This is a genomic window from Levilactobacillus wangkuiensis, from assembly GCF_016861605.1.
In the GTDB taxonomy this organism is placed as follows: Bacteria; Bacillota; Bacilli; order Lactobacillales; family Lactobacillaceae; genus Levilactobacillus; species Levilactobacillus wangkuiensis.
The window spans coordinates 18,013-41,853 of the sequence record NZ_BOLM01000022.1 but is presented as its reverse complement, the minus strand read 5'-3'; the positions used below and the strand labels follow the sequence as shown (position 1 = coordinate 41,853).

Genomic DNA, 23,841 nt, shown 5'->3' with positions numbered 1-23,841 from the left:
GATCGTTAAGAAGACAATCTATCGGAGTTCTGCAAGAATTACTGATCGACAAAGGAACCAAGTGAAGAGAGTTTTGCATAAGCAAGGGTATCGGGGGAGAATTAGTAGTATTCGATATACTCGTGTAAATTATAAGTATTCCTTTAAAGTATCCGTTAAATATCAGGGAAATGTCGGTAAGTTTTTGGTTAATATAAAGAATGAGACAGTTGAATTCAAGGGAATGGTCTAGACATGATTTCAGTGAATTTCACAAAGTACCTTTCCCCAATTAAAGCCAATCTGCGACCTATACCACTTCTTTTTTGGACAAGTTCACAATCAAAAAAGAACGGAATGTGGAAGTACCGCGGTGAATGTGGGTTACTTGGGATAAGCCGCCTTATGTAAAGTAAAAATTGGTATACTAAAAAGAGGTATCCGGTATTATGCTGGAAGCCTCTTTTTAGTAAATGAATGGATGAAACTTTATTTGTTATCCTAAAAATGATAGTTCACTTTTAGAAAAATGTAAATAATCAAAAAAAGCCACCAAGGAAGTTGTGTACTGAGGGTAACTTTGAGTGGCTTTTCTAAAGATGAGGACGTTCCGAATGATTGGAACTTTTACATCATAGCATCTATAAATTATTGTAGCAATTAAAAAATAAAATATGGATAGCCTACGATTAGCTATCCATATTTTATGCACGTTCAGACTATCTCATAGAAGAACAATTGAATATTAACATATTAAATCTAGTCTGGTCAATTTCAAAACTAGCCCTAAAAAGGCAAAAATTAGTTTGACTTTACTGGAATTATAAGCTATTATACTTGAAGTGATTTCTTTAAAGTTGGTTTTTATTCTTCCTTCTTTGAAGATTGGACGCTCCTTCAAGCAGGGCGTCCTTTTTTGTTACAAATATTTCATTGATATTGTTTTTTTACTACATATAGGTTATAATTGCTCCTGCATAGATGAATCCATGATTTCTTCCCTTCCGCTGACCTGTTGAAGGGTTTTTTTATGGACATTTTTACAAATGTGAATTTTTTGTGAACTTCTTAAAGTTTTCTTTTGGCATAATAGACGTCGTATGTTATAATCTTTGTTAGCAAGAATGATTGTGGACATTTACATAATGTTTTTGCTAATAAAGAAATTACAGGAGGTTTTCATCTATGCGTTCATCATTCGCAAAGTCTATTTATGTAGGCGCTGCAGTGTTAGGTTTAGCTGGTCTTTCAGCTGTTACTACCACTACTGCAAGTGCTAAGAGCTATGCAACTGCCGGTGCTTACACCGCTCTTGCAGATAAGAGTCAAAATGTTACTGTAACTGGTACTAATGCCATTTACTCAAAGCCAGGTACTGTTAAGGGTGCCAAGGTTGTTGCTTCTAAGGCAACTGTTGCTAAGTTAGCTGCTTCTAAGAAGTCTAGCGACACTTTCTACGCATATGGTACTAAGACCACTAACCGTGGTTCCGTATACTACAAGATCGTTACTATGGACAAGAAGTACCGTGGTTACGTTTACGTAGGTAAGACTGCCACTGTTGCTGGTGGTATCAAAGCTGCTGAAACTACGACTGCTGCTGCTACCCCAGCACGTACTACCGGTTACTACTTGAAGGATGCTTCAAAGAACACTCTTTGGACTGCTCCTAAGAACACCGATATCAATGCCAAGAAGGTTAGCCTTTACGGTGCTTCCAAGACTGATCCATTCACGGTTGACAAGGCCGCTACCAAGACTAAGGAAGGTTCTTTGTACTACCACGTAACTGACACTAAGGACTCATCCATCTCTGGCTGGATTTACGCTGGCAAGGGTTACCAAGCTAACGTCACTGACGCTAACCAAGACATGGGTGGCTTAAGCTTCACTAAGTCTGCTGATGCTGCTACGGCTGACAACTCCATCACTGTTCACTACGTATTGAACTCGAACAGTAACTCTCTTGGTACCGCTACTTACACGACTAGTGTAGCCGGTACTAAGAAGGACGAGTTGATCAGTAAAGTTCATGACAGCCAAAACTTAGTTAACTTTGCTGTGAAGAATGTTCCAACGGGCTACGGGTTTGATAGTTATGCAATGGCTCCAACCGCTGTTAGCATTCCACAAGCTAAGTTTGGCGGTACTTTAACTGTTCGTGTAGCTGCTGTTGCAACTTCGAAGGTTTCCTTCTACACTCCATCTGCTGATGGTATTGCTGCGGGAACTAAGTTAGCTGCTACTGATATCCAAGGTGGTTTCCCAACTCTTGGTGCTACTCAGCAAGAAACGTTACAAGGCGATGCTGGTAATGTAGTTCCAGGTACTGTTCTTGATGGCTTATTTGGTGGCAAGAATGGCAAGACGTTCACTTCAACTCAAAAGGTTGCTAGTGCGGACATCACTGGTACTTATATCAAGGCTGGCGACAACTACTACATCCGCTACACTTACAATTCTGGGGCTACGACTAAGGCCAACCAGGGCGTTAAGTTCGGTACTACTTTAAAGGCCGTCTTCACTCCTTCACCTGTTAAGGGTAACGTTACTACTACCAACGTTAACGGTAACGCTAATTACGCTGAATAGTTTTAATTAATTAGTTCTAGGGTTACCTAGTCTAAATGAAAGGACAATCTTCAATTAAGAAGATTGTCCTTTTTTGTATGGCTAATAAAACGTATGTTCTTTTGAAATGCTAAGATAAGTCCCCATGTAGGGGACTAAATGGACCTTGTTGGACTCGAACCAACGACCGGACGGTTATGAGCCGTCTGCCCTAACCAACTGAGCTAAAGGTCCAATAATAAGGGAGTGACGGCAAGCGAGTCTGCGACTACACCCACGTGAAATTTAACATTAAATCTAGACTTCTGTATCCGTGAAATTCAATTCGATTTGTTGACCGCCTCGCTGATGATCTAATACATGCAGAATCGTATATTCACTTTTAAGTAGACCTGTTTTATCAATATATTGGCGTGTCCGCAAGCGCACCTTTAAAACATCGGTTGAGCCAAACTGTTGAAAATTTTTCTCAACATCGTTCAGGAAATTTTTATCTTCAATTTTAGCGAAGAACCGGTTACCACCGGAAGAAAACTGCCATTTTCCATGTTCGAACGCTACACTAATAATTTGCAGAAAGGTGTCTTCTTCACTAATGTTAATTTCTTTTTCACCAGCATCAGGAACATTAAAAAGAGGATAATCAGCTTTTCTCACAGTTACTTTGTCGTGATTATCATGGTAAAAGTCAATTGATTCTATACCATCTTTTGATAAAGGCTTTACAGCATCTTTAATGCTTTTTCTAACTTCGACATTCTGGTAAGCGTCTAACACTTTTTTTGAGATTGTAATTTTAGTATTATCGTCTATTGTTATTTCTACTGTACCATCGTCATTATCTTTTTTATTTTTTAGCTTATGATGTGCAGTTCCGGTAATGAATGTTATCACTCCGACAAAAATTAAAACATAATCTTTTAGGTTTAACAGTGCATTAGAATTGGAACTATTTATTAAGGAAACGGCTTTTTGAATAAAATCCCCACCATTTGCTAATACTAAATCAACAATGAATGATCCTGGCTCACTTGCCTTAATATCTAAAGAAACCGGTTCTTCAAGGGGATCATTCAGCTTTTGTATTTCCTGAAACGCTGTTGATACTGCAAGCAAAGAGGGGGCTAAATCGCGAATTGGTATTCTGTTGTTTGCCAATCCGTCACCATCGTAATGAATAGTAAAATCATACTGTGCCATTAGCGCTCCCTCCTTTCTGAATGATTTCATTCTACATTTAAACAAGTTCTTTGAAAAGAACTAAATATATCCGTCTTAATGTCAACCACTCATTTAACTAAATACAACGCCTAATACTTTGACGCCAGTTTCTTTATCAACTTTGATATTAGGATATTGTGGGTTGAGTGATACCAGCGTAGCCTCACCATCAACTACTGACAGCTTTTTCAGATACGCACAACCGTCCATAACCGCGGCAATGATCTGACCATCACGGTAATCGTCTTCCTTTTTGACAAATACCACTTGCTTGTCCTGGTAGACAGGCTCCATTGAGTGGCCGTTGATCTGGAAGGCATAGTCGTAATCGCTAGGAACAGGCTTGTGTACGGTTACAGTGAATGGCTTAGTAGAATCATCAAGGAACTCACCAACGCCAGCAGAGAGGACACCGTTGGCGGTAATTTCGAGGGTGTCATCGTCTTTAGGGAACTTGATGACGTTTTGATTATTGTTTTGCTGTTCCTTTAATTGATTAGAAATGTAATTGTAAGAAGCTTGTTGACGTTTTAGGTTTAGTTGATTAAAAATACTTAACACATCAAGCTTAGGAGAGGACACCTCGTTCTCATTGCGCAAATCTTTGTTCATGAGATCATCTAAATTAACATTAAAAATGTGTGCAATATCAGAAAGCACACCAGCTTTTGGCTGATATTTTCCTTTTTCCCATTCGCTGATTGAGGAGGTACTCTTACGTCCCAACTTTATAGCAAGTTCAATTTGACTCATATTATTTTTCTCTCGCAGGTATTTCAGATTATCAGAAAACATTTTTAATTTCCCTCCCTTAATTTATAAGCTAATTATAGCATTGTTTCATAAAAACCGAAAGGTATTTCCGAAACACAATTTCGGATTTTCCGATTTTTCAGGTTGACTTCGGAAAAACCGAAGTGTATATTAGTAACTGTAAACAAGAGGAGATGAAGCGATGGTTAAGGAAGAAAAGTTTACTCTTTCGCAATGGCGAGGAATTAGAGGCATGTCAAAGGCTGATCTATCAAGGGAAACGGGCATTACTGAACGGACGATTTCTAGCTATGAAAGTGATGTTTATTCACTACGAAAGGCTAACTATGATCGACTAGATGAACTGGCAAAAGCTTTGCATGTTTCTGTAAACGATATTTTTTTAAACCCGACTTCGGAAAAACCGAAGTTTCCTATCGAACAACCAGTATAGAAAGGAATGAACCACATGAATGAATTAGTAATTATGAAAGACAAACAAGCAGTTACTAGTAGCCTGCAAGTAGCAGAAACATTTGGTAAGAATCACCGTGATGTGTTGCGAGCAATTGACGACCTGAAAGATGTGCGCAATTTTGCGCAGATGTTCTCGGAAACCAATTTACCCGATTCTTATGGTCGGAACAGACGCGGATATTACATGAATCGTGATGGTTTCACCTTACTAGCAATGGGATTCACTGGTAGCAAAGCGCTTCAATTCAAGCTGCAGTACATTGATGCGTTCAACGAGATGGAACAGCAAGTTAAATTCCAAGTGCCATCTACGTTGCCAGAAGCATTACGTTTGGCCGCTGACCAAGCAGAAAAAATTTCAGTGCTGCAGCCTAAAGCAGACTACACCGATAAGATGTTAGCTAATCCAGGATTGGAAACAACATCGGTAATCGCTAAGAACTACGGCTACTCAACACGTGAATTTAACAAGCTGTTGCATGGATTAGGCATTCAATACAAACAAGGCAAAACATGGCTACTGTATGCCAAGTATCAGAATCTGGGATATACGCACGTTGAACCATTTCCATATAAGGACAGTAAAGGACTGGAACAAGTTCGCAACACCATGAAGTGGACACAAAAAGGGCAACGTTTCCTTTATGACTTTCTTGAATCAAAGGGGATCATGACTAAGGTTGAACAGACAGCATAAGGAGGAAAAAACATGAAGAAACTGATTAACGTTTTGTGGGCAATTGAAAAAGACCTCCGTGTTATCGCAAGTAACACGGAAGCCTTATCTGATAGAAAAAATCTAACGGATTCTATCAAAAAAACGAGAATTAAAATGTTGGCGGATGGCAGTCTTGACGTAGGAAAAGCAGAGGTACAAGCGCCATATGTGACTAATGCTCAATTTTCTTCCCAACGAAAAAATCCGAGTGCATAAACACGTGACCACAATTAGTGCAAGCAAAAAGCTGAACAGGAATTGGTGAATCAGCGTGAATGGTTTTTTTCTCTGAGTCTAAAGGCATTAAAGCAAAGCAATCACATTCTGCTGGAGCTTTAACATTTGCAATATTTGTGCTGTTACAAAGAGGACAATGCATCAGTATCACCTCGATCAATTGGAGTAACTCAAGTATACAACGGAAAGGACAACATAATTTGCAAAAAAATAGTCACGAATTAACATGGCTGATCATCAGCCGAGTATTGGTTCCAGCGATTGTATCAGTGATTGTTACGTTGCTGATTACAAGATAAGAAAGGAATGGTTATATGTACGAAGTTTACCTGCTAATTGGCTTTCCAACATTCTGGCTAACAGTAATTGTATTGATCGCCTCAGCCGGTTATCAGCTTCGGAAGTCAGTGGTGCGTGCCGGCGGATGGGCACCATTTTGGAAAAACTTTTTTGGAATCGAGGAAAGCAAGTGAAATTATGGCACAAAAAAAGAGCCCTGACCTGGCCGCCAGAACTCGAAAAGATGAAACGTTTGTCAAAACTATCCTATTTCAATTCTACTACAGAAGGACGGTGGCTTCAATGATTGCACCAGACCATGCAACGTTTGACCTCAACAACTACATGAATCGCTTGGATAAGGATTCCGCTGAGGACAAGCAAACGTATGACGTTGACGGATTCCCGCTAATCTACGGCGAGAAGTACTGGACGCTTGACGATGGCAGGTACGTCATGGATGACGCCGCTTCGATGCACGACTTCCTAGACAACGAACATGAGGACTACGGTGACCCAATCGACTATGACTACGGGAACCTTGCGGAAATTATGGAAGAGTTCAAAGGTGCGGAGGTGATCTCATGGACGTAGTCAAGGTACACACAAGCAGCCGTTTCCAGCCTAAGGCAGTGGTTGTTACTAATTTAGCTGAACTAGATGACATTAAATCTGATCTGTTCAAGGAAGCTCAATTGTTGGCCGAGAATGATCGGCTTAGCAATGATGAGATTGATCGTCTATATAGTATCAGCGACGAGCTTGTTGCCTGGTCGCCCAATTTGGAGGAGGAATAAGCATGAATCTATACGAACTTGAAGGCAATTTATTGCAAGTCGTTGAACTGGCAAATAGTGCCAAACCAGAAGATCAGCAACTGTTTGCTGACACAATTGAAAGTTTACAAGACAGCATTGCTGATAAAGCAATTGGCTACGGTAAAGTTATTAAACAGCTGGTAGCTGACAAGAAGCAACTGACAGAAAAAATAAGCCACGACCAAGACCGAAAACGTATTTTATCCAATAATATTAGTCGGCTTAAATTGGCATTACAGCACGGAATGGAAACAGCAGGCAAGGACAAAGTCAAAGATATTGACTTATCTATTTGGATTCAAAATAACCCCGTTAGCGTTGCTGTGACGGACGATAAAATTATTCCTGATGAATTTACCGAGGTAGAAAAGAAACTGGATAAAACGGCCATTAAACAGGCGCTCAATGATGGTGAAGAGGTCCCTGGCGCAAAGTTAGTACAGACGCGGTCGATTCGGATTAAGTAGGAGGAAGTTATGGAAAAAAGCGAATCAATTAAAAACTTGGCTACTAGTATGGCACAATTCCGTAAGAATTTACTCAAAGCACAACCAAGTAAAGATGGAAAAAGCCATTATGGGAATTATGTAACTTTGGAAGACTTAACCGCTGCAGTAGATAGGGCGCTGCCAGATACGTTAGGTTATACGCAGGAAGCGACCAGCGATCCTAATGGTGTCTCTATTACGACTATGCTGTTTGATGCTAGTGGCGAGTACATTATTTACAATCCACTTAGCATGCCAGTGCAGCGTAAAGACGCGCAGGCATTCGGCTCTGCTGAAACTTATGCACGACGATATAGTTTATCAGCAGCATTTGGCGTATCTGCTTCTAAAGATGACGATGGACAGCAGGCAACTAAAGCGGCTCCTAATAACCGTACGGCACAACAACCAGCTTATAGGAATAATGGTACACAACAAAACAATCGTCAACCCGTGCCTGTAACTAAACAGCAGACCACAACACTTAATGGATTGTTTGAGGCAATGAGTAAGGCAGCAAGCGCCCCAATTGAAGCTGTTAGAAACGGTTATCTGGAAAAATTAAACGTTAGCCAGGTCAACGACTTGACGCATGATGGTGCTAACCAACTGATCAGCCTAGTGACTGTTCAATTAAAAAAACAAAGTGAGGAGGGGAATTCAAATGATTAATCGAGTAGTTTTGACCGGACGACTAACCCGTGATGTGGATTTACGGTATACGCAAGGCGGTACTGCTGTAGCTACTTTCAATCTGGCCGTTGATCGGCGGTTCACCAATCAACAAGGTGAGCGCGAAGCTGATTTTGTTAGTTGTGTTATCTGGCGTAAGTCGGCAGAAAACTTTGCCAACTTTTTCCACAAGGGTTCTCTCGTCGGCATTGAAGGACCTATTCAAACACGTAACTATGAAAATCAGCAAGGCCAACGCGTATACGTCACAGAAGTTATTGTTGAAAACTTCTCGTTCTTGGAATCAAAAAACTCTACTGGTAACGGTAGTTGTCAAAACAACCGGCCGCAAAATAATACAAGTGATCCGTTTGCCAACAACGATGGCAATGTTGACATTACCGATGATTCGTTACCATTCTGATTTGAGGTGATTAAATGCAGCGGTCACGATCAAAATACTTTGAACGTAATGGCAAGTCATACTTGTTAGTTGAGCTTGACCACCAGCCAAATTTAGACCATATCGAGACCGTTAGCGGTTCACGTGACCAACTTTACCTGGATTGGGAACTAGCCGATACACGCAAAGCTAGGCCACAACAACGGCGTCTATTCTTTGCCCTGCTAAATGATATTGCTGATTACTTCGTGGTGCCGCAAGACTTCCTGAAAGCAATGTTTTATGGCCAATATCGTGAGTATACCAACGGTAATGAGATTAGCCTGTCAGACACGACAGAATCGTCCGTGAGCGATGCTAACGTGTTACTCGACCTAGTTATCGACTTCATGTTTACGTGGCGTGTACCGTTCAAACAAGGCTATGAATTGCTACCGAGAGAGCAAGAATATTACCAATATCAGTGTTGCCGCCATCGTCGGTGCATGGTGTGTGGCCGTGAACATTCGGATATTAACCACGTTGATACGGTTGGATCTGGCCGCGATCGGAATCATCTTGACCATACGCAACTACGAGTTAACTGTTTGTGTCGTGAGCACCATACAGAATGGCACAAAATCGGGCCGACAGCGTTTGGCGAGAAGTATCACATTCCAGTTGCCGGGATTAAGTTGGACGAAGAAACGTTGAGAAAAATTGGAGTTAGAGGAAATTACCGAGGTGAAAGTAAATAAATGTCTGATAACAAAAAATACTATTACCTAAAGCTAAAGGATAATTTTTTTGAAAGCGACGAGCTAAAAATTCTTCAAAACTACAATAGCGGCAAGAACGAAGGATACGTTTATTCTGATATTTTGCTAAAGATGTATTTGAAGAGTCTTCAAGGGAATGGCGCATTGCTTTTTAAAAATAGAATCCCATATAAGGCTGAAATGTTGGCCACGGTTACCAACCATAGCGTAGGCGAAGTTAAAGACGCAATCGAAAAGTTTAAGGCTTTAGGCTTAGTTGAAGTGCTAGATGATGGAGCAATTTTTATGAATGACATTCAACTTTTTGTTGGAAAATCTAGCACGGAGGCTGAACGGGTTAAAGCCTATCGTGACAAGCTTAAATCGGTTAAAAAAATTAAAAGTGTACAAATGTACGACAAAAGTACACCAGAGATTAGAGATAAGAGATTAGAGATTAGAGATAAGAATAAAAACAATAGTCCGCATTCGGACAAGCCGAAGTACGGACCTGATGATCGGCCTTATCAAATTGCTCAACATCTCTTAGGAAAAATCCGAGAGAATAACCCGGATTTCAAGCAACCTAATTTACAGCATTGGGCAAATGATATTCGCTTAGCTCATGATCGAGATAAACGGGACTATGACAAGCTGGATAATATGGTGGATTGGTGCCAGAACAATGATTTTTGGCAAGCTAACATTTTATCGGGTAAGAAGTTACGAGATAAGTATGATCGGCTAGCAGCTGAAGCCAACCGGAAGTTTAAGGCTAATAAGCAGGTAAGGACTAAAGAAACGCTACCAGATTGGGCTACGGAACAGGCACCAACTGCAACTAAGAAAAAGCTGACACCAGAACAGCAAGCAGCACTTAAACAGCGCATGGCTAAGCTAGATCAACGGAATAGTGAAAGGGAAGAGGAAACTACATGATTGAGCGAGTATGGGAAGTGTTTCATGGCACAAATTTAGATCGACTGGTTGAACGGGCCCACACGGAAGCTCCCTTAGGATTTCAGATAGAACATGTTGAAGTTGCCTTTATTCATGGTGAGTATGTGGTTACGGCTATCCAGAGCCGTGAAAGGAGCGATTGATTATGTCATCAAACAAGAAAATGGCGGCCGCAATCAGAGCTGCTTATGCCAAATATGGCGACAATCCAGATGATTGGCCGGAAAATGTTAAAAAGGAGGTCCGCGGTCAAACTGAAGAACAGCACACAGCTGAAAATAAGATTCTACGCCACCTTATTTTACACGGATACACCAACAAATATATTGCACAAGAACGGTCGAAGACACCGCAATATATACAGCAATTACGTGGAAGAATGAAAAGACGTGACGAATTGGATTATCAAGCCACACCAGATGAATTGATACAGCTAAAATACAACGTTAAACATATGAATCGTCCTAACAACCAAGGAGTCGCTAGTGTTATGGGTCGCGACAAGGATTGGGTGCACTGTATGCGAGAAAAGCTACGGGAGGCAGAACAGTGAAATTAATTGACCTATTTGCTGGAATTGGTGGATTCCATCTAGGAATTAAATAGGCCGGTAATAGTGTGACAGTGCCTGTTATTAAAGAAATTGCTGAAAATATGGAGGTATTTAATTAAATGGATTATGTAAAGTCAATTGAAGCATGGGCTAAGAATCGTGGCCTTGATAAATCAAGTAGTGACAAGCAATTAATCAAGCTAGTTGAAGAAGTTGGCGAGCTTGCTGAAGCACATAACAAGGAATGGCGAGATAATCAGATTGATAGCTTAGGCGACATCTTCGTGGTATTGACCATCTACGCACTGCAAAATGGGCTTAGGATTGATGATTGTGTCAAGGAAGCATACAACACGATTAAAGATCGCGATGGAAAAATTATTGATGGCGTGTTTGTTAAGAAAAGCGACTTGGAGGGTGAAAATGAATAATGCATTGCTATCATCAGAAAAGAATTATTGGGAAACGCCACATGACTTTTTTCAGAAGCTTAATGACAAGTACCGTTTTAGTTTTGATCTAGCAGCGAGTTCTGATAATACCAAATGTGAGAATTTTTTCAGCGAGGAAGACAACTCACTTGCTAAGCCATGGCATGAGCTTAAAGGTAACCTATTTTTAAACCCACCATACGGTAGAGAATTAAAAAAATGGGTTAAGAAAGCTTATGAGGAAAGTCTCGAAAAAAATGATGGTTATATTGTGCTACTTATCCCAGCAAGAACAGACACCAGCTACTGGCATGATTTCATTTTTGGGAAAGCACAAATAAATTTTTTACGTGGACGGCTTAAATTTGAACTGCATGGTGAATCAAAAGATGCGGCACCGTTTCCTTCAGCAATCGTTATCTATGGAGGCAGCCAATGAAGCACGGCGATAAGGTGTATTACCACCGACACCACCACGTTAAGCAATCAGCCACATGGCTATGTTGGATCACTCGTGGTGATAGGCGGTTAGCGATGATGAAAGTTGAAGGCAGCCATAGGCATATTGAGGTGGCACCGAGTGATGTTGAGATTGGGAGGACGAATGATGACACACGAACAGATCGAGTATCGAAATTACGTGCTGCAAGGCATGGCAAGCTATGGTGGCGATGTGGCACAGGCGCTAGTGTGGTGTGGCAACCACTTTAACAATCTTAGCAACAGCAAACGCAACGCGATTAACAAGCTGTCGGCTAAGGAACGCAACCAGGTTATCCATGAGCTGACAATGGTATTTATGTAGGAGGACGTATGGATAAAACACGAGACGAAATGAACGGTAACCAACGTATGCTGCTTAGCTATCTGGAATCATTGGTGCCAGAAGACGATGTATTGATGGGGCTAGCCGAGTTTCAATCCAGATTAAGCGAGCACAGCGTGCCTAAGGAAGTTTACATTGCTTTGGGTATGATGAGCAGCGTGGAGATTACTAACGTGCTACACGAGCTTACACGGCCATTTTAGACAGCGAAAAAGGGCCACTTACCGGCAGCCCTTACCCCAAATTGGCTATTTAAATTAACTCTTACTCCGTGGCCATCGAACAAAATATTATGCCATTAACATTAAAGCAAACTTAAAATAAGCTTAAGATGGAGGAATGACGGGTGAAACGATCAACGATTAGAACGGTAGAGGATATTCTACGTGATTATCCTAAGATTGATAAGTTAATTAAGGCTAGAGAAGATGAATTGCGCCACCCAATAAAACAGGAAGATGATAATGTTGGTGGTGGCAGATCATCTATGATAGGCGATAGTGTAACTACAGTATTAATAAAGCTAGAAGAAGATGGGCCACTAAATATGTTGAAACGGAAAAAGAGTGCAGTTCAGGAGTGTTATGCCAATTCTGACGAGGATACTCAGGTAATAATCAAAGAATTGTATTTTAAAAAATGGCCACGGCTTAGTGTAGAGGGAATAGTTGCTAATGGGCTAGTTAACTGCAGCCGAAGCAGCGCTTTTCTTTTGAAAAAGGAATTCATTGAAAAGTGTGCCAAAATGCTAGGCATATACTGAATTGGAAAAAATACAAGATTATCATGATACTATTATGATATTAATTCGATACTATTGTGATATTATTTTGATACTTTTAGCCCCTAATTTGGGTGTAAATTAGTATCATAGATGAAAACCGTTAAGGAACGTGCATAGCTCAACGGCAGAGCAAAGAAGATACGGGTTCGACTCCCGTTGCACGTGTTGGCGAGCATCACAAAATGGGAGGTGACTCCCTTCATTTAAACGTATGTTCAGCTCGCCAAACTCCTAAATAAAATTGACCGGCCTGCATAACCGGTCTTTTGGACCTTTAACTCAGTTGGTTAGAGCAGACGGCTCATAACCGTTCGGTCGTAGGTTCGAGTCCTACATGGTCCATTGGGCGCAATAACTTAAAGGAGATGGACTCTCCCGTTCATTTAAGGCTGTAGCGTCCATAACGTGATTGTAACTGGCGTTGGCCTGCCAGAAGAGGGCGGTTTGAACCCCGTGTGTGGTTCGATTCCACACCAATCACATACACGGCCGTCTCAAACGAGGCGGCCTTTTAGTTTGGAGTAATGGCAATGAGAAACTATCAACGGGACAACTTAATATTCGGCCTGCTGATGGTGCTACTCATTATCGTGTTGGGAGTGTGGTTACATGCAACACACTGAGTATGGATACGTTAGCCCAGCAGAGAACCATTGCTATCGTGACTTAGAACGTTGGTTGGCTGATAAGAAGAAGCGTGAGCGTCGTGCTGAGAAGCATGGCGCTTTTAATATGCAGTTGAAAGATGATAAAACGAGGAAACCAAATTGAAAAATTCAGAAAAGTGGATGCGCGGCCTGCCGTACGTCGGCAACAAAGGCCAAAAGGCACAGCAAATCATTGACATATTTCCATCAGGTGGACGGTTCATCGACGTGTTCGGAGGTGGCGGATCAATCAGCTTGACAGCAGCTTCATCCGGCAAATGGAACGCAGTAGTTTACAATGACCGGCGAAAAACGGTTGTTAATTTGCTCAAAGCGTTGATCGAAGATAACCCTCATTTTGATCTAATGAAGTATGTGTATATGGATCGCGAAACGTTTTACAACTGGCGGGACAACCAACCCGATTCCATCGAACGAACGCTTGTTTTAATTGTCTGGTCGTTTAGTAATAATATGTGCGACTATCTGTGGGGAAAGAAAATCGAAAAAGAAAAACTACAACTGACGCGGGCACTCTTTTTTGGGAATACTGGAACAAAACTAGATGACCTTTATTCATATGCAAAAAATGAAACCAGCATTGCGGGGAAATATAAGATGTTTCACAAGTGGCGGCGCGAGGCGATGAATATTAGCAGTCGTTATGACCTCCTCCAACAACTGGGCCAACTGGTCCGACTGGACCAACTGCAACAACTGGAACGACTGCAACAACCGGAATATTCAACGCTGGATTATCACGATCTAATCATTCGACCGGATGACATTGTCTACTGTGATCCGCCTTACGTTAGCACCGGAGTGGACTATGGTGGGTGGGATCCAGATGCCTTCTACGCTTGGCTTGCCAAGTGTCCAGCCAAGCAAATCTACATAAGCGAATATACGAAGCTACCTCATACCGAGGTGGCTTTTAATTTGGGCAAAAAACACAGCCTGACGGCCGTTGGAACACGACGGGAGGAATTGTTGCTGAAGTACGTGGGGTAAGGCTCCAGCATACACACGTCACAGCAATGTTTGAGGATGATGAAGATGCCTAGAGTAAGATGCTGTAGACAACCAGGATGTCATGCCATGGTTAACTTTCCTGATCACTATTGCAAGCAACACTATGAACATGAAGCAGAATATCTGGCAAGCCGCGAGCGTTGGGCACGTAGCCACGATAAGCATTACACGCACAAGTACAACACGGTCACACGTAATCGCGATGACACTAAGCGCCAGCAATACAACTTCTATCGTACAAGACAATGGGCGCACCTTAGACAGCAAGTATTAGAACGTGACCATTACTTGTGTGCTTACTGTAAAGTGCAAGGCGTTATCACACCTGCTAAGACTGTGGATCATATTGTACCGATTGAGTTTGACGAAACATTGAAAGCTAATGTTGATAACCTTGCTGTCATCTGTGGTAAGTGTCACCGAATGAAGACGGATTGGGAACAAAGTTACTATGGCACAAGCCAAGGCAACGAGCTAAGACAAGTTGCTGAGATTACCGATGTGAGTGCCATTAATGTATTGATGAATAAGGAGTGATGATTGTGGAAACGGTCTACCGGGTATTCGGACTGCAAAATTATGATGAACGGTAACACACCTGATTGTCTGACTGTCCAGTTAAACACGTCTAATTTGCACTCTAAGGAATAATACAAAAATCAGGTGTAATGTATCGAAAGCTAAATAAAAATCACCCCCGCCCCCCTATTAGCGGCCGAGAAGAGCGCACACAATACCCTCATCTTGTGACACAAACGTTTTTTGAAATATTTTAGGTAGGGGGGGTCACCCAATAATGAAAGGAGGCAGAGAAAATGAAAAAAGCGGATAAAGACGTCAACAATGGTCAATTAACGCGCACACCGCCAGCCTACTTAGGACGGCAAGCTAAGGTCGTTTGGCGTCGATTAGTGCCTTTTTTAGAGGATAATACCCCAGTTAAGCGCATTGATAGCGGTCTTGTGGAACAATATGCTTCCCAATATGAGATTTACCGCAATGCGTATAAACATATCCAGGAAAACGGTGAAGTCCAAGCAATCTATAAAACGTTACAAGATCAGACCGGTAAAAAAATTGGTCGAGACTTCGTGGGTTATAAGCGAAACCCGATGACTCAAATTTATGATTCAGCCGTTAAGAATCTAACAAAGTTAGGCGCTGAATTGGGACTATCTCCTAAGTCACGTAGTGATTTGCTCAAATTAAACTTAGATGATCACAAAGACGAGCGAAGTATTAGTGATCGTATGAAAGAATTTCTAGGATGATAAAAAAGACTGTTTCTCAAAGGAGGTGATTAATTTGCGCATTGATTTAACCCAAACCCATGATGTTATTGGAGCTTATCAAGCGTTAGATTGTTCAGAAGTTCGCCAGCAATACACTGATCCGGGCACAAAATATGCTTTTGAAGTCCTGGATGAGGAGGTAATTACTGGCTATCTGATTAAGCTAGCGGCTTTTCGCCATATTAGAGACTTGCAACGACAAGGTAGCGTTGAATTCCCGTTTGCTTACTCGGTAAAACGAGTGGACCAAGTGCTTAAGTTTGCTGCCATCTGTCCGAACGTTGATACAGGCGAACCAACTAAGCTCATGCCATGGCAAAAGTTTATTATGGCTATGCTAATTGGCTGGCGTAATGATGACGGCGGTAAGCGATTCTCACGGGCTATTGTTTCAGTTGCGCGAGGTTGAATGGTCAAGGTAAGACGTACTTGATGGCAATTATCACCGCCTATAGCTATTTAATTGAATCACTAGGACTATCTAACCAAGATTACTTAGTCTCATCCATTAACTACAAACAAACTAGTAAAATTCTGGGTTACATTAAGTCGATGTTAGCCAAGATCGCAACCATTGAGCCATTTAAAACGCTAATGCATGATAGTGGATTAGATACACGGACACTTTCCTCACAGGCCGATCAAGTCACGATGAGCAAAACTAACAACAAGCTGCGAGCAATCAGTCATGAAGCCGGTCAGTACGACTCGTTTCACTTTACAACGGCTGTTTTTGATGAAATTGGCGAAGTAAAAACACGGCAGAAGATTTCTAAGATTGTTTCGGGCCAAGTTAAGGTGCGTAATAAGCAATTTGTTCAGATTTCAACAGCTTATCCCGATCCAACCGTGCCATTTCATGATGATGAACGCATGATTCAGCAAGCGATGGAACAGGACTACTTGCGTGATGCTGATACGTACTTAGGATTGATTTGGGCCCAAGACAGTTTAGACGAGACGTTTAAGCCGGAAACTTGGGTAAAAAGTAATCCTTTGCTTGATTTACCAAGCCAATATGAAGTTTTAATGAACGGGCTGACAGATAAGCGTGATTCTGACGCGTTGTCAGGCACGATTAATGATTTTCAGAACAAGAACCTTAACCTTTGGCTAGAGCAATCAGTGGACAGCTTTCTCAAGCTGCCTGACGTTGAAAAAGCCATTGTGCCATCATTTAGTTTCGATGATCGTCAAGTCTACATTGGCTTTGACTACTCAATGTTCAGCGATAATACGGCTTTGGCATTTGTGTTTCCTTATCAGGATGCTAAGGGCAAACCGCGATGGTTTATTTACCAGCATAGTTTTATCCCGTGGCAAAAGGCTGGATCGATTGAAGCCAAAGAAAAACAAGATGGCATCAACTATCGTGATTTAGCTCAAAAGGGTTTCTGTACGATCAGCAGCCACCCACAAGGACTGATTAATGACGAACAAGTCTATCAATGGCTGCTAAATTTTGTGGAGCGTCACCAACTAGAAGTAGTCTTTTTTGGATATGACGCCTGGGGCGCCACACCAGCTATCAAACAGCTAGAGCTTAATTCTGGTTGGCCGTTAGAAGCTATTCGTCAACGAACCAGTGAACTGAAAGACCCAACCAAGTTTTTACAAAAGATGTTTGTTGAGGGATCGGTTGACCGGCTTGATGATCGAATTATGGAAAAGGCGCTACTGAATGCTGAGATTTATGAAGACAAGATCGGCATACAGGTCGATAAGGCTAAGGCCACACTGAAAATTGATGTAGTTGATGCGTTAATTGATGCCTTGTTCCAAGCCATGTATCACTTTGAAGACTTTTCAGACGTGAACAATCCTGATAAGCAAGTGGAACGTATGACTAAGGAACAGGTCTTAGAATGGTTTAACAATCCAGAGTCGGGGCTGTTAGGAGATGATATTGATGATTTTTAAACGCTTTTTTGCCATGATTTGGCACTATTTCGACTTTTTATGCTTCGTAAGTGCCCTAATTGTGGCAGACTACGGGGCCTTTTTATTTGGCAAGCCGTGGGGGGTCATGGCAGTAGCGGTGACACTGTTTGTAATTGGCTGGCTGTCAGAAGTGATTAACACGTCCCAGAACAAAGGAGGTGATTAAAAATGCCAGTTTTCAGACCACCTGAGATTAAGAACCAAGTACAAAATGTGCCCGTTGAAGATAGTGACATTGTTAATTTCTTAACCCCCAATGGTCAACGTGATTATGTCAGTGCAACGGACGCGTTAAAAAATTCTGATATTTATTCGGTAGTCAGCCAGTTATCTGGTGATTTAGCGACGGTACAGCTTAGTGCCAATATGCCACGAGCACAAGGAATTCTGAACAATCCCAGTAGCACGGCCAATGGTCATGCGTTCTGGCAATCAATGTTTGCCCAGCTACTACTAGGTGGCGAATGCTTTGCGTACCGATGGCGCAATCCAAATGGCTTAGATATGCGTTGGGAATATTTGCGGCCCAGTCAAGTTGAAACGTACTTGTTGGAAGATGGAAGCGGCCTAACTTATACCGTAACTTTTGATGAAGCCCAATTGGGTGTACGGCAATACGTACCACAGGGCGACATGATTCATATTCGTTTAACTAGTATTAATGGCGGCCAAACGGGTATCAGTCCCTTAGAAGCACTAACTAGTGAGCTACAGATTAAGGACGCTTCCAATGGCTTAACCTTAGCTGCTTTAGCACGTTCGATAAGTGCGCCTGGTGTGCTATCTATTCAGCATGGCGGCCTGTTGAGTGAAAAAATGAAAGCTAGTCGATCACGTAACTTTATGAGGCAGGTCAATACGTCAAATGGCGGACCAGTTGTAATTGATGAGCTGGAAGAATATAAGCCACTCGAAATGAAGGCTGATGTAACTAAGCTTCTAAGCCAGACTGATTGGACCAGCAAGCAGATTGCCAAAGCATTTGGTATTCCGGATAGCTATTTAAACGGTCAAGGCGATCAGCAAAGCAGCATTGACCAGATTAAAGGCATGTACGCCAACGCGCTCAACCGTTATATGCAATGTATTATATCGGAGCTAGACAACAAGTTGAACGCGACTATCACCGCCAATTTACGGCCGGCAATTGATCCATTAGGCGATGCCTTTGCTACAACGCTATCTGGATTGGCTAAGGACGGCACAATTGCTAACAACCAAGCTACATGGGTACTGCAACAACTAGGATACTTTCCTGCGGATATGCCAGAAGCTATTCAATCAGTGGAAGGAGGTGACAACAACGAAGAAGGTAATGATTAAAGGTGACGTGGTCGACAATGAAACAGCGGCATTCTATCATTTTTTCGGTATGCCAGCGGTATCACCAGCCAGCGTGTCTGATGTGTTAGATAGTGTGGGGCCTAATGATGATGTAGAAGTTGACATTGCGTCTAACGGTGGCGATGTGTTCGCTGCTAGTGAAATTTACACGATGCTAAAAAATTATCAGGGAAATGTCACGGTTAATGTGCAAGGCTTAGCTGCTAGTGCTGCTAGTGTGATTGCGATGGCTGGCGACAAAGTCTCTATCTCACCCACAGCACAAATTATGATTCATAAGGCATGGTCAGGCGTCCAAGGCAACGCGGATGACCTGTCGCATGAATCGAATGTGTTAGATAGCATTGATCAGTCCATTGTTGCAGCGTATGTTGCTAAGACCGGTATGGCCGCTGATGATGTGCTGCAATTGATGGCAAACGAGACTTGGATGACGGCACAAGATGCAGTGGATAAAGGTTTCGCTGACGAGATTATGTTTGTCGATGACAAGCAACCTCAATTCACTAATTCAATTTCAGAGATTCCTTCCAAGACGGCAATTAACAAATTTATGAACCTAATTTCCAAGTCACAACCCAAACTTACACAACCTAAAGAAAGCCAACCTGCTAATGCACTAATGCAAAGCAAGTTGGATATTTTGATGGGGAAAAATAAAGAGGAGGCCAACTAATGGCTACGAATATTAATGACTTAAACGATGCCTGGATTGCCCAAGGGCAAAAGGTATCAGATCTAAATGACAAGCTTAATGCTGCCGTTTTAGATGATAAATTTAACCAAGAAGAATTCAAAAACATGACTGCAGAACGGGATAACGCGGTTGCTCGTCGTGACGCTTTACACACACAATTGGAAGAAGAACGTAAGGCACAAGAGATTGCCAATATGGATGATAAGGACAAGACTCCACTTGATGATAAAGAAAAAGACATCAAAGATGAGTTCATTAAGAACTTCCAAGGCATGATTAAGGGTGATCCCAAGGTTATGAACTTGATCACATCGTCTACTGACGAATCGGGTAATGCAATTGGGCTGACGATCCCTCAAGATATTCAAACTGCGATTAATACGTTAGTTCGTCAATACGATTCTTTGCAACAATACGTTAAGCGAGAAGCTGTTTCAACACCGACCGGGTCACGGGTTTGGGAAAAGTGGACGGACGTTACTCCGTTGGCTGACTTAGATGATGAAACGGCTAAAATCGGTGACAATGATGATCCGAACTTGACGCTGATCAAGTACGCTATTCATCGTTACGCCGGAATTAGCACGGTGACGAACTCCTTATTAAAGGATACGGCGGACAACATCATGGCTTGGCTATCACAATGGATTGCCAAGAAGGTTGTAGTTACTCGCAACGCTAAGATCATTGAAGTAATGAACAAGGCGCCAAAGAAGCCGACCTTAGCTAAGTTTGATGACATCATTACGATGATCAACACGGCCGTTGATCCAGCTATCAAGTCTACTTCAGTCTTAATGACGAACACGTCCGGGTTTAACGTGCTGTCAGAAGTTAAGGACGCAATGGGCCGTTACTTATTGCAACCAGACCCAACACAACCCGATCGTTATTTAATTCGTGGAAAGCGAATTGTCGAAGTGGCCGACAAGTGGTTGCCAAACACTGGTACGGCTTCGGCACCAGTTTACCCACTGTATTACGGTGATCTATCACAAGCTGTGACGTTGTTTGATCGGGAAAACATGTCCTTGCTGACGACAAACATCGGTGGCGGAGCCTTTGAAACCGATCAAACTAAGATTCGTGTGATTGATCGGTTTGACGTTGAACCAACGGATACCGAAGCTTTTGTTGCGGGTTCGTTTGCGGCGATTGCTGACCAACCAGCGAACTTTGCAGCAGGTTCTACAACCACACCTGGTAAGTAATAATTAGTAAGGAGAGTGCTAAATGCCAACACTAGATGATTTGAAATTATCATTACGCTTAGATGGTGATGCTGATGACGAACTTCTAAAAGGTTACCTAAATACGGCTGAAAGTTATATCAAGCAGGCGATCGGCACAGAATTAGATAGTTTCTATGAAGATGCCAGTGTGGTTGATTTATTTAACACCGCCGTGATGGCATTGGCCTCAGCCTACTATAACTATCGGAGTTCGTTAGTTCCAACCACGGCAATTAGTATTAATCTACCGGTTGATTCGATCATTGGGCAACTGAGAGGGCTCTATGAACTTAAAATGGAGGCGATCGCTGATGACCAAAGCAATTAATCCTTCACGAATGACGTTCCGCATCGCCTTTGGTCATGATGCTGATACTGGCGAGGTTAATCCGAATACTGGCACGCCAATTCAACAATTTTCAGCAGATTTCAGCTGTTGGGCGGGCCAGTGGTCGTTGAATGTGCAACAGCAATTAACCATAGCCGGAGCTGGGATCACTAATGCAGTGGTCTTTTTTATTCGCCATAATCCGGCCGTTAACGAGACGCTGCAAGTTCAGCACGGATCTGATCTGTACAAGATTGACAGTATCTCGGCAGATGACGGCTTACAAAATGAGGGCTTTGATTTAATCACGTGCCATCGGGTGGTGACTAAGCATGGTTAGCTTAGATGAGCAATTACAGCATTACTTTTTACAAGTTAAAAAGAAGGTGCCAAATAAAGTTCAGCAACAAGTGATTACTAAGGCTGGCGCTGATCAACTACGGGATAGTTATTTTCAGGCTACCAAGTCTAAACATTATCGTTATGGCCGGAACACGAACCATGTTAAGCATTTAGCGGACGCGGTAGTTGCTGACGATCACGATGTGGATGGATATGCGACGGGAAGTTCAACGGTAGGATTTGAGAAGGATCCAATTAATCATGCCAGAATCGCGTTATTTCTTAATAATGGAACGGTGCATATTAAAGGCGACCATTTTATCGATACGGCCATTCAGTCAAGCAAAGATAAGGTTTTAGCTGCTGAATATGCCAAGTATAAGGCATTGACGGGTGGTGATTCTCATTAAACTTCCGGTTACTCAAGTTTACGAGATTATCAAAGCAAATAAACCATCCTGGATAGATGGATTATATCCAGAAAACATACCAAATGTGGTTGATACAAGCGGTTCAAAGACGCTAGTGTTACTTACTAGTGTTACTGAGCCACTCTCTGGATATAAAAACGATACTTTTTCTGAGATTAGCGCGTCAATTCAAGTGCAGATTTTCTTTTCTAAAACAGTTGCGATCAATGTATTAGATGCACAGCTGGAACTGATGAACTTACTTGATGATAATGGGTGGATTATCGCTACTCACTACCCCAACGTAGTCGATCCAGATACTGAACAAGTCACAGCCACATTTTCTGTATTTAAAAATATAAAAATAAAAAGAGGTAATTAATCAATGAGTACACATGGTGTTAAAGATGTCACCTTTGGTTTAATTGATTCAACAGGTGCCATTATTACAGATGCTACAAAAGGTATTTCTGCCACTGGTATCTACTTGGTAGATGGAGACGCAGAAGGTGCTACCCAAGCTAACGTAACCGGGTTGGAAGCTGCTGGTACAATCGGTTATGCCAATGACGGCCCTAAGCGGGTATCAAACGGTTCAATGGAACCCCAAGTCGCCCTCGAATTCTTGGATATTAACTTTGATATTTTGCAGAAGTTAAAGGGATTCGTTAACGATGGCAAAGGTGGCTGGACACGTCAACTACCTAAGCCTCACGTTGCAATGTTAGTACATTCCCGGTCGTATGGTGGTGTGGATATTTATGAAGGTTTTGCCAACGGCCAACTAATTGAAGCTGGTATGAACCACGGTACGGACAACAACGCTGAAACCGATGCTAATACCACACTGACGTATCAAGGATTGGACCCATTGAAGGCCGATACTTTTGACGGCCAACCATACAAGATCTGGACAAGCGCTGACACAGAATTCGACAAAGCAGCTATGATGAGCGAAGTATTCGGTGGATACACAGCGAGTAGTACCCCAGCCAAGTAACCCAACAACAGTAAAATCATAGAACCATTCTAAGTCACTCCTTATGGGGTGGCTTTTTACATAGCCATTACCTTTGGCAAAATAAAAAATAAGAAGGAAAAATAAATGAAAATTAATATCAGCAAACTAGGCTTGAGGAAAAAATCAGCAGAAGTAAAAACCACGGTAAAGGTTGTCAATGAAGCCACTAATCTTCAAATTTTGATGTTGAAGATGGACAAGATGCAATTGGATTCAGAAGCTGACCCCCTAACTGTCATGGAACAGTCTCAAAAGGCGGTTACAGCCATGACTAGCTTCCTTCAAGCTGTTTTAAAGTTATCAGAAAAAGAATTAGACACGGTAATGAATGCCGTCACTATGGACGAATTGTCAAACTTTATCAGTTATGTATTGGCACGGATTCAAGGATTAACTGATGAACAATGGCAACAAACATTGAAAGAAAATGAGGATGAAGAAAGCCCAAAAAAGTAATAGGTCGTCTCAACGTTCTAATTCATGACTTAGAAGATGCCCAAGAAGACCAAGCCTACTTTAAGCAACAGATGATGGCTAATTCTGGGGTACTGCCATCTCAATTGGATGGAGAAGACTATTACGAACTGATCAGAATTAACCAAGCAAAGCCTAAAGATAAACGTGCTGAAGACCCTATGGCAATGGTAA

Annotated in this window: 33 protein-coding genes, 3 tRNA genes and 1 pseudogene; 34 read left to right on the top strand and 3 right to left on the bottom strand. The window is 42.0% G+C overall.

Features of this window, described 5'->3' with window-relative positions:
- The first annotated feature begins 1,164 nt into the window (after positions 1–1,164).
- Positions 1,165–2,571 (top strand): S-layer protein, encoded by a 1,407-nt coding sequence (locus JUF13_RS12360; protein ID WP_203639919.1) that lies wholly within the window; start codon positions 1,165–1,167, stop codon positions 2,569–2,571.
- 139 nt (positions 2,572–2,710) lie between these two features.
- Here the strand turns inward: JUF13_RS12360 and JUF13_RS12355 are convergent.
- From JUF13_RS12355 to JUF13_RS12345, 3 genes are all read right to left on the bottom strand, one after another.
- A tRNA-Ile gene (locus JUF13_RS12355) sits at positions 2,711–2,784 on the bottom strand.
- Positions 2,785–2,847: 63 nt separating this feature from the next.
- Positions 2,848–3,750: an LAPAL motif-containing putative phage structural protein gene (locus JUF13_RS12350; protein WP_203639918.1), complete on the bottom strand. Its 903-nt coding sequence runs from the start codon at positions 3,748–3,750 to the stop codon at positions 2,848–2,850.
- Between the two features lie 93 nt (positions 3,751–3,843).
- A complete protein-coding gene (locus tag JUF13_RS12345) occupies positions 3,844–4,566 on the bottom strand; it encodes an XRE family transcriptional regulator (RefSeq protein ID WP_203639917.1) in 723 nt (240 codons plus the stop codon).
- A gap of 160 nt (positions 4,567–4,726) precedes the next feature.
- Here JUF13_RS12345 and JUF13_RS12340 point away from each other — a divergent pair, with 160 nt between their 5' ends.
- From JUF13_RS12340 to JUF13_RS12180, 33 genes and pseudogenes are all read left to right on the top strand, one after another.
- Positions 4,727–4,978, top strand: a complete 252-nt coding sequence (locus JUF13_RS12340) for a helix-turn-helix transcriptional regulator (RefSeq protein WP_203639916.1) — start codon at positions 4,727–4,729, stop codon at positions 4,976–4,978.
- A gap of 15 nt (positions 4,979–4,993) precedes the next feature.
- Entirely contained in the window at positions 4,994–5,698 is a 705-nt protein-coding gene (locus JUF13_RS12335) for a Rha family transcriptional regulator (RefSeq protein ID WP_203639915.1), read from the top strand.
- A gap of 12 nt (positions 5,699–5,710) precedes the next feature.
- A complete protein-coding gene (locus JUF13_RS12330) occupies positions 5,711–5,935 on the top strand; it encodes a hypothetical protein (RefSeq protein ID WP_203639922.1) in 225 nt (74 codons plus the stop codon).
- A 603-nt stretch (positions 5,936–6,538) separates the two neighbouring features.
- Positions 6,539–6,829: a hypothetical protein gene (locus JUF13_RS12325; protein ID WP_203639914.1), complete on the top strand. Its 291-nt coding sequence runs from the start codon at positions 6,539–6,541 to the stop codon at positions 6,827–6,829.
- Positions 6,820–7,032, top strand: a complete 213-nt coding sequence (locus JUF13_RS12320) for a hypothetical protein (protein ID WP_203639913.1) — start codon at positions 6,820–6,822, stop codon at positions 7,030–7,032. Before JUF13_RS12325 ends, JUF13_RS12320 begins: the two co-directional genes overlap by 10 nt.
- 2 nt (positions 7,033–7,034) lie before the next feature.
- Positions 7,035–7,520 carry a siphovirus Gp157 family protein gene (locus JUF13_RS12315; protein ID WP_203639912.1) on the top strand — a complete coding sequence of 162 codons (486 nt, stop codon included), beginning with the start codon at positions 7,035–7,037 and terminating at the stop codon, positions 7,518–7,520.
- A 9-nt stretch (positions 7,521–7,529) separates the two neighbouring features.
- Positions 7,530–8,213, top strand: coding sequence for an ERF family protein (locus JUF13_RS12310; protein WP_203639911.1), 684 nt, complete (start codon positions 7,530–7,532; stop codon positions 8,211–8,213).
- A complete protein-coding gene (gene ssb / locus JUF13_RS12305; protein WP_203639910.1) occupies positions 8,206–8,637 on the top strand; it encodes a single-stranded DNA-binding protein in 432 nt (143 codons plus the stop codon). The genes JUF13_RS12310 and ssb overlap by 8 nt, the downstream gene beginning before the upstream one ends.
- A gap of 14 nt (positions 8,638–8,651) precedes the next feature.
- A complete protein-coding gene (locus tag JUF13_RS12300) occupies positions 8,652–9,353 on the top strand; it encodes a putative HNHc nuclease (RefSeq protein ID WP_203639909.1) in 702 nt (233 codons plus the stop codon).
- On the top strand, positions 9,354–10,292 hold the full coding sequence (locus JUF13_RS12295) for a phage replication protein O (RefSeq protein ID WP_203639908.1): 939 nt from the start codon (positions 9,354–9,356) through the stop codon (positions 10,290–10,292). It begins immediately after the preceding gene.
- A 166-nt stretch (positions 10,293–10,458) separates the two neighbouring features.
- Positions 10,459–10,866: a hypothetical protein gene (locus JUF13_RS12290; RefSeq protein WP_203639907.1), complete on the top strand. Its 408-nt coding sequence runs from the start codon at positions 10,459–10,461 to the stop codon at positions 10,864–10,866.
- A 119-nt stretch (positions 10,867–10,985) separates the two neighbouring features.
- A complete protein-coding gene (locus JUF13_RS12285) occupies positions 10,986–11,297 on the top strand; it encodes a MazG-like family protein (RefSeq protein ID WP_203639906.1) in 312 nt (103 codons plus the stop codon).
- Positions 11,290–11,736, top strand: a complete 447-nt coding sequence (locus JUF13_RS12280) for a DNA N-6-adenine-methyltransferase (protein WP_203639905.1) — start codon at positions 11,290–11,292, stop codon at positions 11,734–11,736. The genes JUF13_RS12285 and JUF13_RS12280 overlap by 8 nt, the downstream gene beginning before the upstream one ends.
- 168 nt (positions 11,737–11,904) lie before the next feature.
- Positions 11,905–12,102 carry a hypothetical protein gene (locus JUF13_RS12275; protein WP_203639904.1) on the top strand — a complete coding sequence of 66 codons (198 nt, stop codon included), beginning with the start codon at positions 11,905–11,907 and terminating at the stop codon, positions 12,100–12,102.
- Positions 12,103–12,110: 8 nt separating this feature from the next.
- The gene (locus JUF13_RS12270; RefSeq protein ID WP_203639903.1) at positions 12,111–12,326 is read left to right on the top strand and encodes a hypothetical protein; all 216 of its coding nucleotides are present in this window, start codon (positions 12,111–12,113) and stop codon (positions 12,324–12,326) included.
- Between the two features lie 143 nt (positions 12,327–12,469).
- Positions 12,470–12,886 (top strand): DUF722 domain-containing protein, encoded by a 417-nt coding sequence (locus JUF13_RS12265; protein WP_125766129.1) that lies wholly within the window; start codon positions 12,470–12,472, stop codon positions 12,884–12,886.
- Between the two features lie 128 nt (positions 12,887–13,014).
- Positions 13,015–13,072: transfer RNA gene (locus JUF13_RS12260), tRNA-OTHER, on the top strand.
- 103 nt (positions 13,073–13,175) lie between these two features.
- A tRNA-Ile gene (locus JUF13_RS12255) sits at positions 13,176–13,249 on the top strand.
- 267 nt (positions 13,250–13,516) lie between these two features.
- Positions 13,517–13,678, top strand: a complete 162-nt coding sequence (locus JUF13_RS12250) for a hypothetical protein (RefSeq protein ID WP_203639902.1) — start codon at positions 13,517–13,519, stop codon at positions 13,676–13,678.
- On the top strand, positions 13,675–14,565 hold the full coding sequence (locus JUF13_RS12245; protein ID WP_203639901.1) for a DNA adenine methylase: 891 nt from the start codon (positions 13,675–13,677) through the stop codon (positions 14,563–14,565). Before JUF13_RS12250 ends, JUF13_RS12245 begins: the two co-directional genes overlap by 4 nt.
- Before the next feature lie 87 nt (positions 14,566–14,652).
- Entirely contained in the window at positions 14,653–15,123 is a 471-nt protein-coding gene (locus JUF13_RS12240; RefSeq protein ID WP_236002701.1) for an HNH endonuclease, read from the top strand.
- 278 nt (positions 15,124–15,401) lie between these two features.
- Positions 15,402–15,857, top strand: a complete 456-nt coding sequence (locus tag JUF13_RS12235; RefSeq protein WP_125766124.1) for a phage terminase small subunit P27 family — start codon at positions 15,402–15,404, stop codon at positions 15,855–15,857.
- A gap of 34 nt (positions 15,858–15,891) precedes the next feature.
- A pseudogene (locus tag JUF13_RS12230) lies at positions 15,892–17,798 on the top strand (terminase large subunit).
- The gene (locus tag JUF13_RS12225; protein ID WP_056962975.1) at positions 17,788–17,985 is read left to right on the top strand and encodes a DUF1056 family protein; all 198 of its coding nucleotides are present in this window, start codon (positions 17,788–17,790) and stop codon (positions 17,983–17,985) included. Before JUF13_RS12230 ends, JUF13_RS12225 begins: the two are co-directional and overlap by 11 nt.
- A gap of 2 nt (positions 17,986–17,987) precedes the next feature.
- Entirely contained in the window at positions 17,988–19,142 is a 1,155-nt protein-coding gene (locus JUF13_RS12220) for a phage portal protein (protein ID WP_203639899.1), read from the top strand.
- Positions 19,135–19,839, top strand: a complete 705-nt coding sequence (locus tag JUF13_RS12215; RefSeq protein WP_203639898.1) for a head maturation protease, ClpP-related — start codon at positions 19,135–19,137, stop codon at positions 19,837–19,839. Before JUF13_RS12220 ends, JUF13_RS12215 begins: the two co-directional genes overlap by 8 nt.
- Positions 19,839–21,071, top strand: coding sequence for a phage major capsid protein (locus tag JUF13_RS12210; protein WP_203639897.1), 1,233 nt, complete (start codon positions 19,839–19,841; stop codon positions 21,069–21,071). The genes JUF13_RS12215 and JUF13_RS12210 overlap by 1 nt, the downstream gene beginning before the upstream one ends.
- A 22-nt stretch (positions 21,072–21,093) precedes the next feature.
- Positions 21,094–21,420, top strand: coding sequence for a head-tail connector protein (locus JUF13_RS12205; protein WP_203639896.1), 327 nt, complete (start codon positions 21,094–21,096; stop codon positions 21,418–21,420).
- Complete coding sequence (locus JUF13_RS12200; protein ID WP_203639895.1) at positions 21,404–21,760, top strand: phage head closure protein; 357 nt, start codon at positions 21,404–21,406, stop codon at positions 21,758–21,760. The genes JUF13_RS12205 and JUF13_RS12200 overlap by 17 nt, the downstream gene beginning before the upstream one ends.
- A complete protein-coding gene (locus JUF13_RS12195; protein ID WP_203639894.1) occupies positions 21,753–22,172 on the top strand; it encodes an HK97-gp10 family putative phage morphogenesis protein in 420 nt (139 codons plus the stop codon). The genes JUF13_RS12200 and JUF13_RS12195 overlap by 8 nt, the downstream gene beginning before the upstream one ends.
- Positions 22,156–22,554, top strand: a complete 399-nt coding sequence (locus JUF13_RS12190) for a DUF806 family protein (protein WP_236002700.1) — start codon at positions 22,156–22,158, stop codon at positions 22,552–22,554. Before JUF13_RS12195 ends, JUF13_RS12190 begins: the two co-directional genes overlap by 17 nt.
- A gap of 3 nt (positions 22,555–22,557) precedes the next feature.
- Positions 22,558–23,172, top strand: a complete 615-nt coding sequence (locus JUF13_RS12185; RefSeq protein WP_125766117.1) for a phage tail protein — start codon at positions 22,558–22,560, stop codon at positions 23,170–23,172.
- Between the two features lie 105 nt (positions 23,173–23,277).
- Complete coding sequence (locus tag JUF13_RS12180; RefSeq protein ID WP_203639893.1) at positions 23,278–23,649, top strand: phage tail assembly chaperone; 372 nt, start codon at positions 23,278–23,280, stop codon at positions 23,647–23,649.
- Positions 23,650–23,841 lie beyond the last annotated feature (192 nt).

Bases quoted from the DNA above. Each gene is read 5' to 3' on its own strand.
- JUF13_RS12235 (WP_125766124.1), top strand. From the start codon at position 15,402: ATGAAAAAAGCGGATAAAGACGTCAACAATGGTCAATTAACGCGCACA.
- JUF13_RS12210 (WP_203639897.1), top strand. From the start codon at position 19,839: ATGGCTACGAATATTAATGACTTAAACGATGCCTGGATTGCCCAAGGG.
- JUF13_RS12325 (WP_203639914.1), top strand. From the start codon at position 6,539: ATGATTGCACCAGACCATGCAACGTTTGACCTCAACAACTACATGAAT.
- ssb (WP_203639910.1), top strand. From the start codon at position 8,206: ATGATTAATCGAGTAGTTTTGACCGGACGACTAACCCGTGATGTGGAT.
- JUF13_RS12215 (WP_203639898.1), top strand. From the start codon at position 19,135: ATGATTAAAGGTGACGTGGTCGACAATGAAACAGCGGCATTCTATCAT.
- JUF13_RS12275 (WP_203639904.1), top strand. From the start codon at position 11,905: ATGACACACGAACAGATCGAGTATCGAAATTACGTGCTGCAAGGCATG.
- JUF13_RS12225 (WP_056962975.1), top strand. From the start codon at position 17,788: ATGATTTTTAAACGCTTTTTTGCCATGATTTGGCACTATTTCGACTTT.
- JUF13_RS12335 (WP_203639915.1), top strand. From the start codon at position 4,994: ATGAATGAATTAGTAATTATGAAAGACAAACAAGCAGTTACTAGTAGC.
- JUF13_RS12290 (WP_203639907.1), top strand. From the start codon at position 10,459: ATGTCATCAAACAAGAAAATGGCGGCCGCAATCAGAGCTGCTTATGCC.
- JUF13_RS12310 (WP_203639911.1), top strand. From the start codon at position 7,530: ATGGAAAAAAGCGAATCAATTAAAAACTTGGCTACTAGTATGGCACAA.
- JUF13_RS12350 (WP_203639918.1), bottom strand. From the start codon at position 3,750: ATGGCACAGTATGATTTTACTATTCATTACGATGGTGACGGATTGGCA.
- JUF13_RS12240 (WP_236002701.1), top strand. From the start codon at position 14,653: ATGGTTAACTTTCCTGATCACTATTGCAAGCAACACTATGAACATGAA.
- JUF13_RS12250 (WP_203639902.1), top strand. From the start codon at position 13,517: ATGCAACACACTGAGTATGGATACGTTAGCCCAGCAGAGAACCATTGC.
- JUF13_RS12180 (WP_203639893.1), top strand. From the start codon at position 23,278: ATGAAAATTAATATCAGCAAACTAGGCTTGAGGAAAAAATCAGCAGAA.
- JUF13_RS12295 (WP_203639908.1), top strand. From the start codon at position 9,354: ATGTCTGATAACAAAAAATACTATTACCTAAAGCTAAAGGATAATTTT.
- JUF13_RS12220 (WP_203639899.1), top strand. From the start codon at position 17,988: ATGCCAGTTTTCAGACCACCTGAGATTAAGAACCAAGTACAAAATGTG.
- JUF13_RS12205 (WP_203639896.1), top strand. From the start codon at position 21,094: ATGCCAACACTAGATGATTTGAAATTATCATTACGCTTAGATGGTGAT.
- JUF13_RS12185 (WP_125766117.1), top strand. From the start codon at position 22,558: ATGAGTACACATGGTGTTAAAGATGTCACCTTTGGTTTAATTGATTCA.
- JUF13_RS12285 (WP_203639906.1), top strand. From the start codon at position 10,986: ATGGATTATGTAAAGTCAATTGAAGCATGGGCTAAGAATCGTGGCCTT.
- JUF13_RS12340 (WP_203639916.1), top strand. From the start codon at position 4,727: ATGGTTAAGGAAGAAAAGTTTACTCTTTCGCAATGGCGAGGAATTAGA.
- JUF13_RS12195 (WP_203639894.1), top strand. From the start codon at position 21,753: ATGGTTAGCTTAGATGAGCAATTACAGCATTACTTTTTACAAGTTAAA.
- JUF13_RS12360 (WP_203639919.1), top strand. From the start codon at position 1,165: ATGCGTTCATCATTCGCAAAGTCTATTTATGTAGGCGCTGCAGTGTTA.
- JUF13_RS12345 (WP_203639917.1), bottom strand. From the start codon at position 4,566: ATGTTTTCTGATAATCTGAAATACCTGCGAGAGAAAAATAATATGAGT.
- JUF13_RS12300 (WP_203639909.1), top strand. From the start codon at position 8,652: ATGCAGCGGTCACGATCAAAATACTTTGAACGTAATGGCAAGTCATAC.
- JUF13_RS12280 (WP_203639905.1), top strand. From the start codon at position 11,290: ATGAATAATGCATTGCTATCATCAGAAAAGAATTATTGGGAAACGCCA.
- JUF13_RS12270 (WP_203639903.1), top strand. From the start codon at position 12,111: ATGGATAAAACACGAGACGAAATGAACGGTAACCAACGTATGCTGCTT.
- JUF13_RS12200 (WP_203639895.1), top strand. From the start codon at position 21,404: ATGACCAAAGCAATTAATCCTTCACGAATGACGTTCCGCATCGCCTTT.
- JUF13_RS12330 (WP_203639922.1), top strand. From the start codon at position 5,711: ATGAAGAAACTGATTAACGTTTTGTGGGCAATTGAAAAAGACCTCCGT.
- JUF13_RS12320 (WP_203639913.1), top strand. From the start codon at position 6,820: ATGGACGTAGTCAAGGTACACACAAGCAGCCGTTTCCAGCCTAAGGCA.
- JUF13_RS12315 (WP_203639912.1), top strand. From the start codon at position 7,035: ATGAATCTATACGAACTTGAAGGCAATTTATTGCAAGTCGTTGAACTG.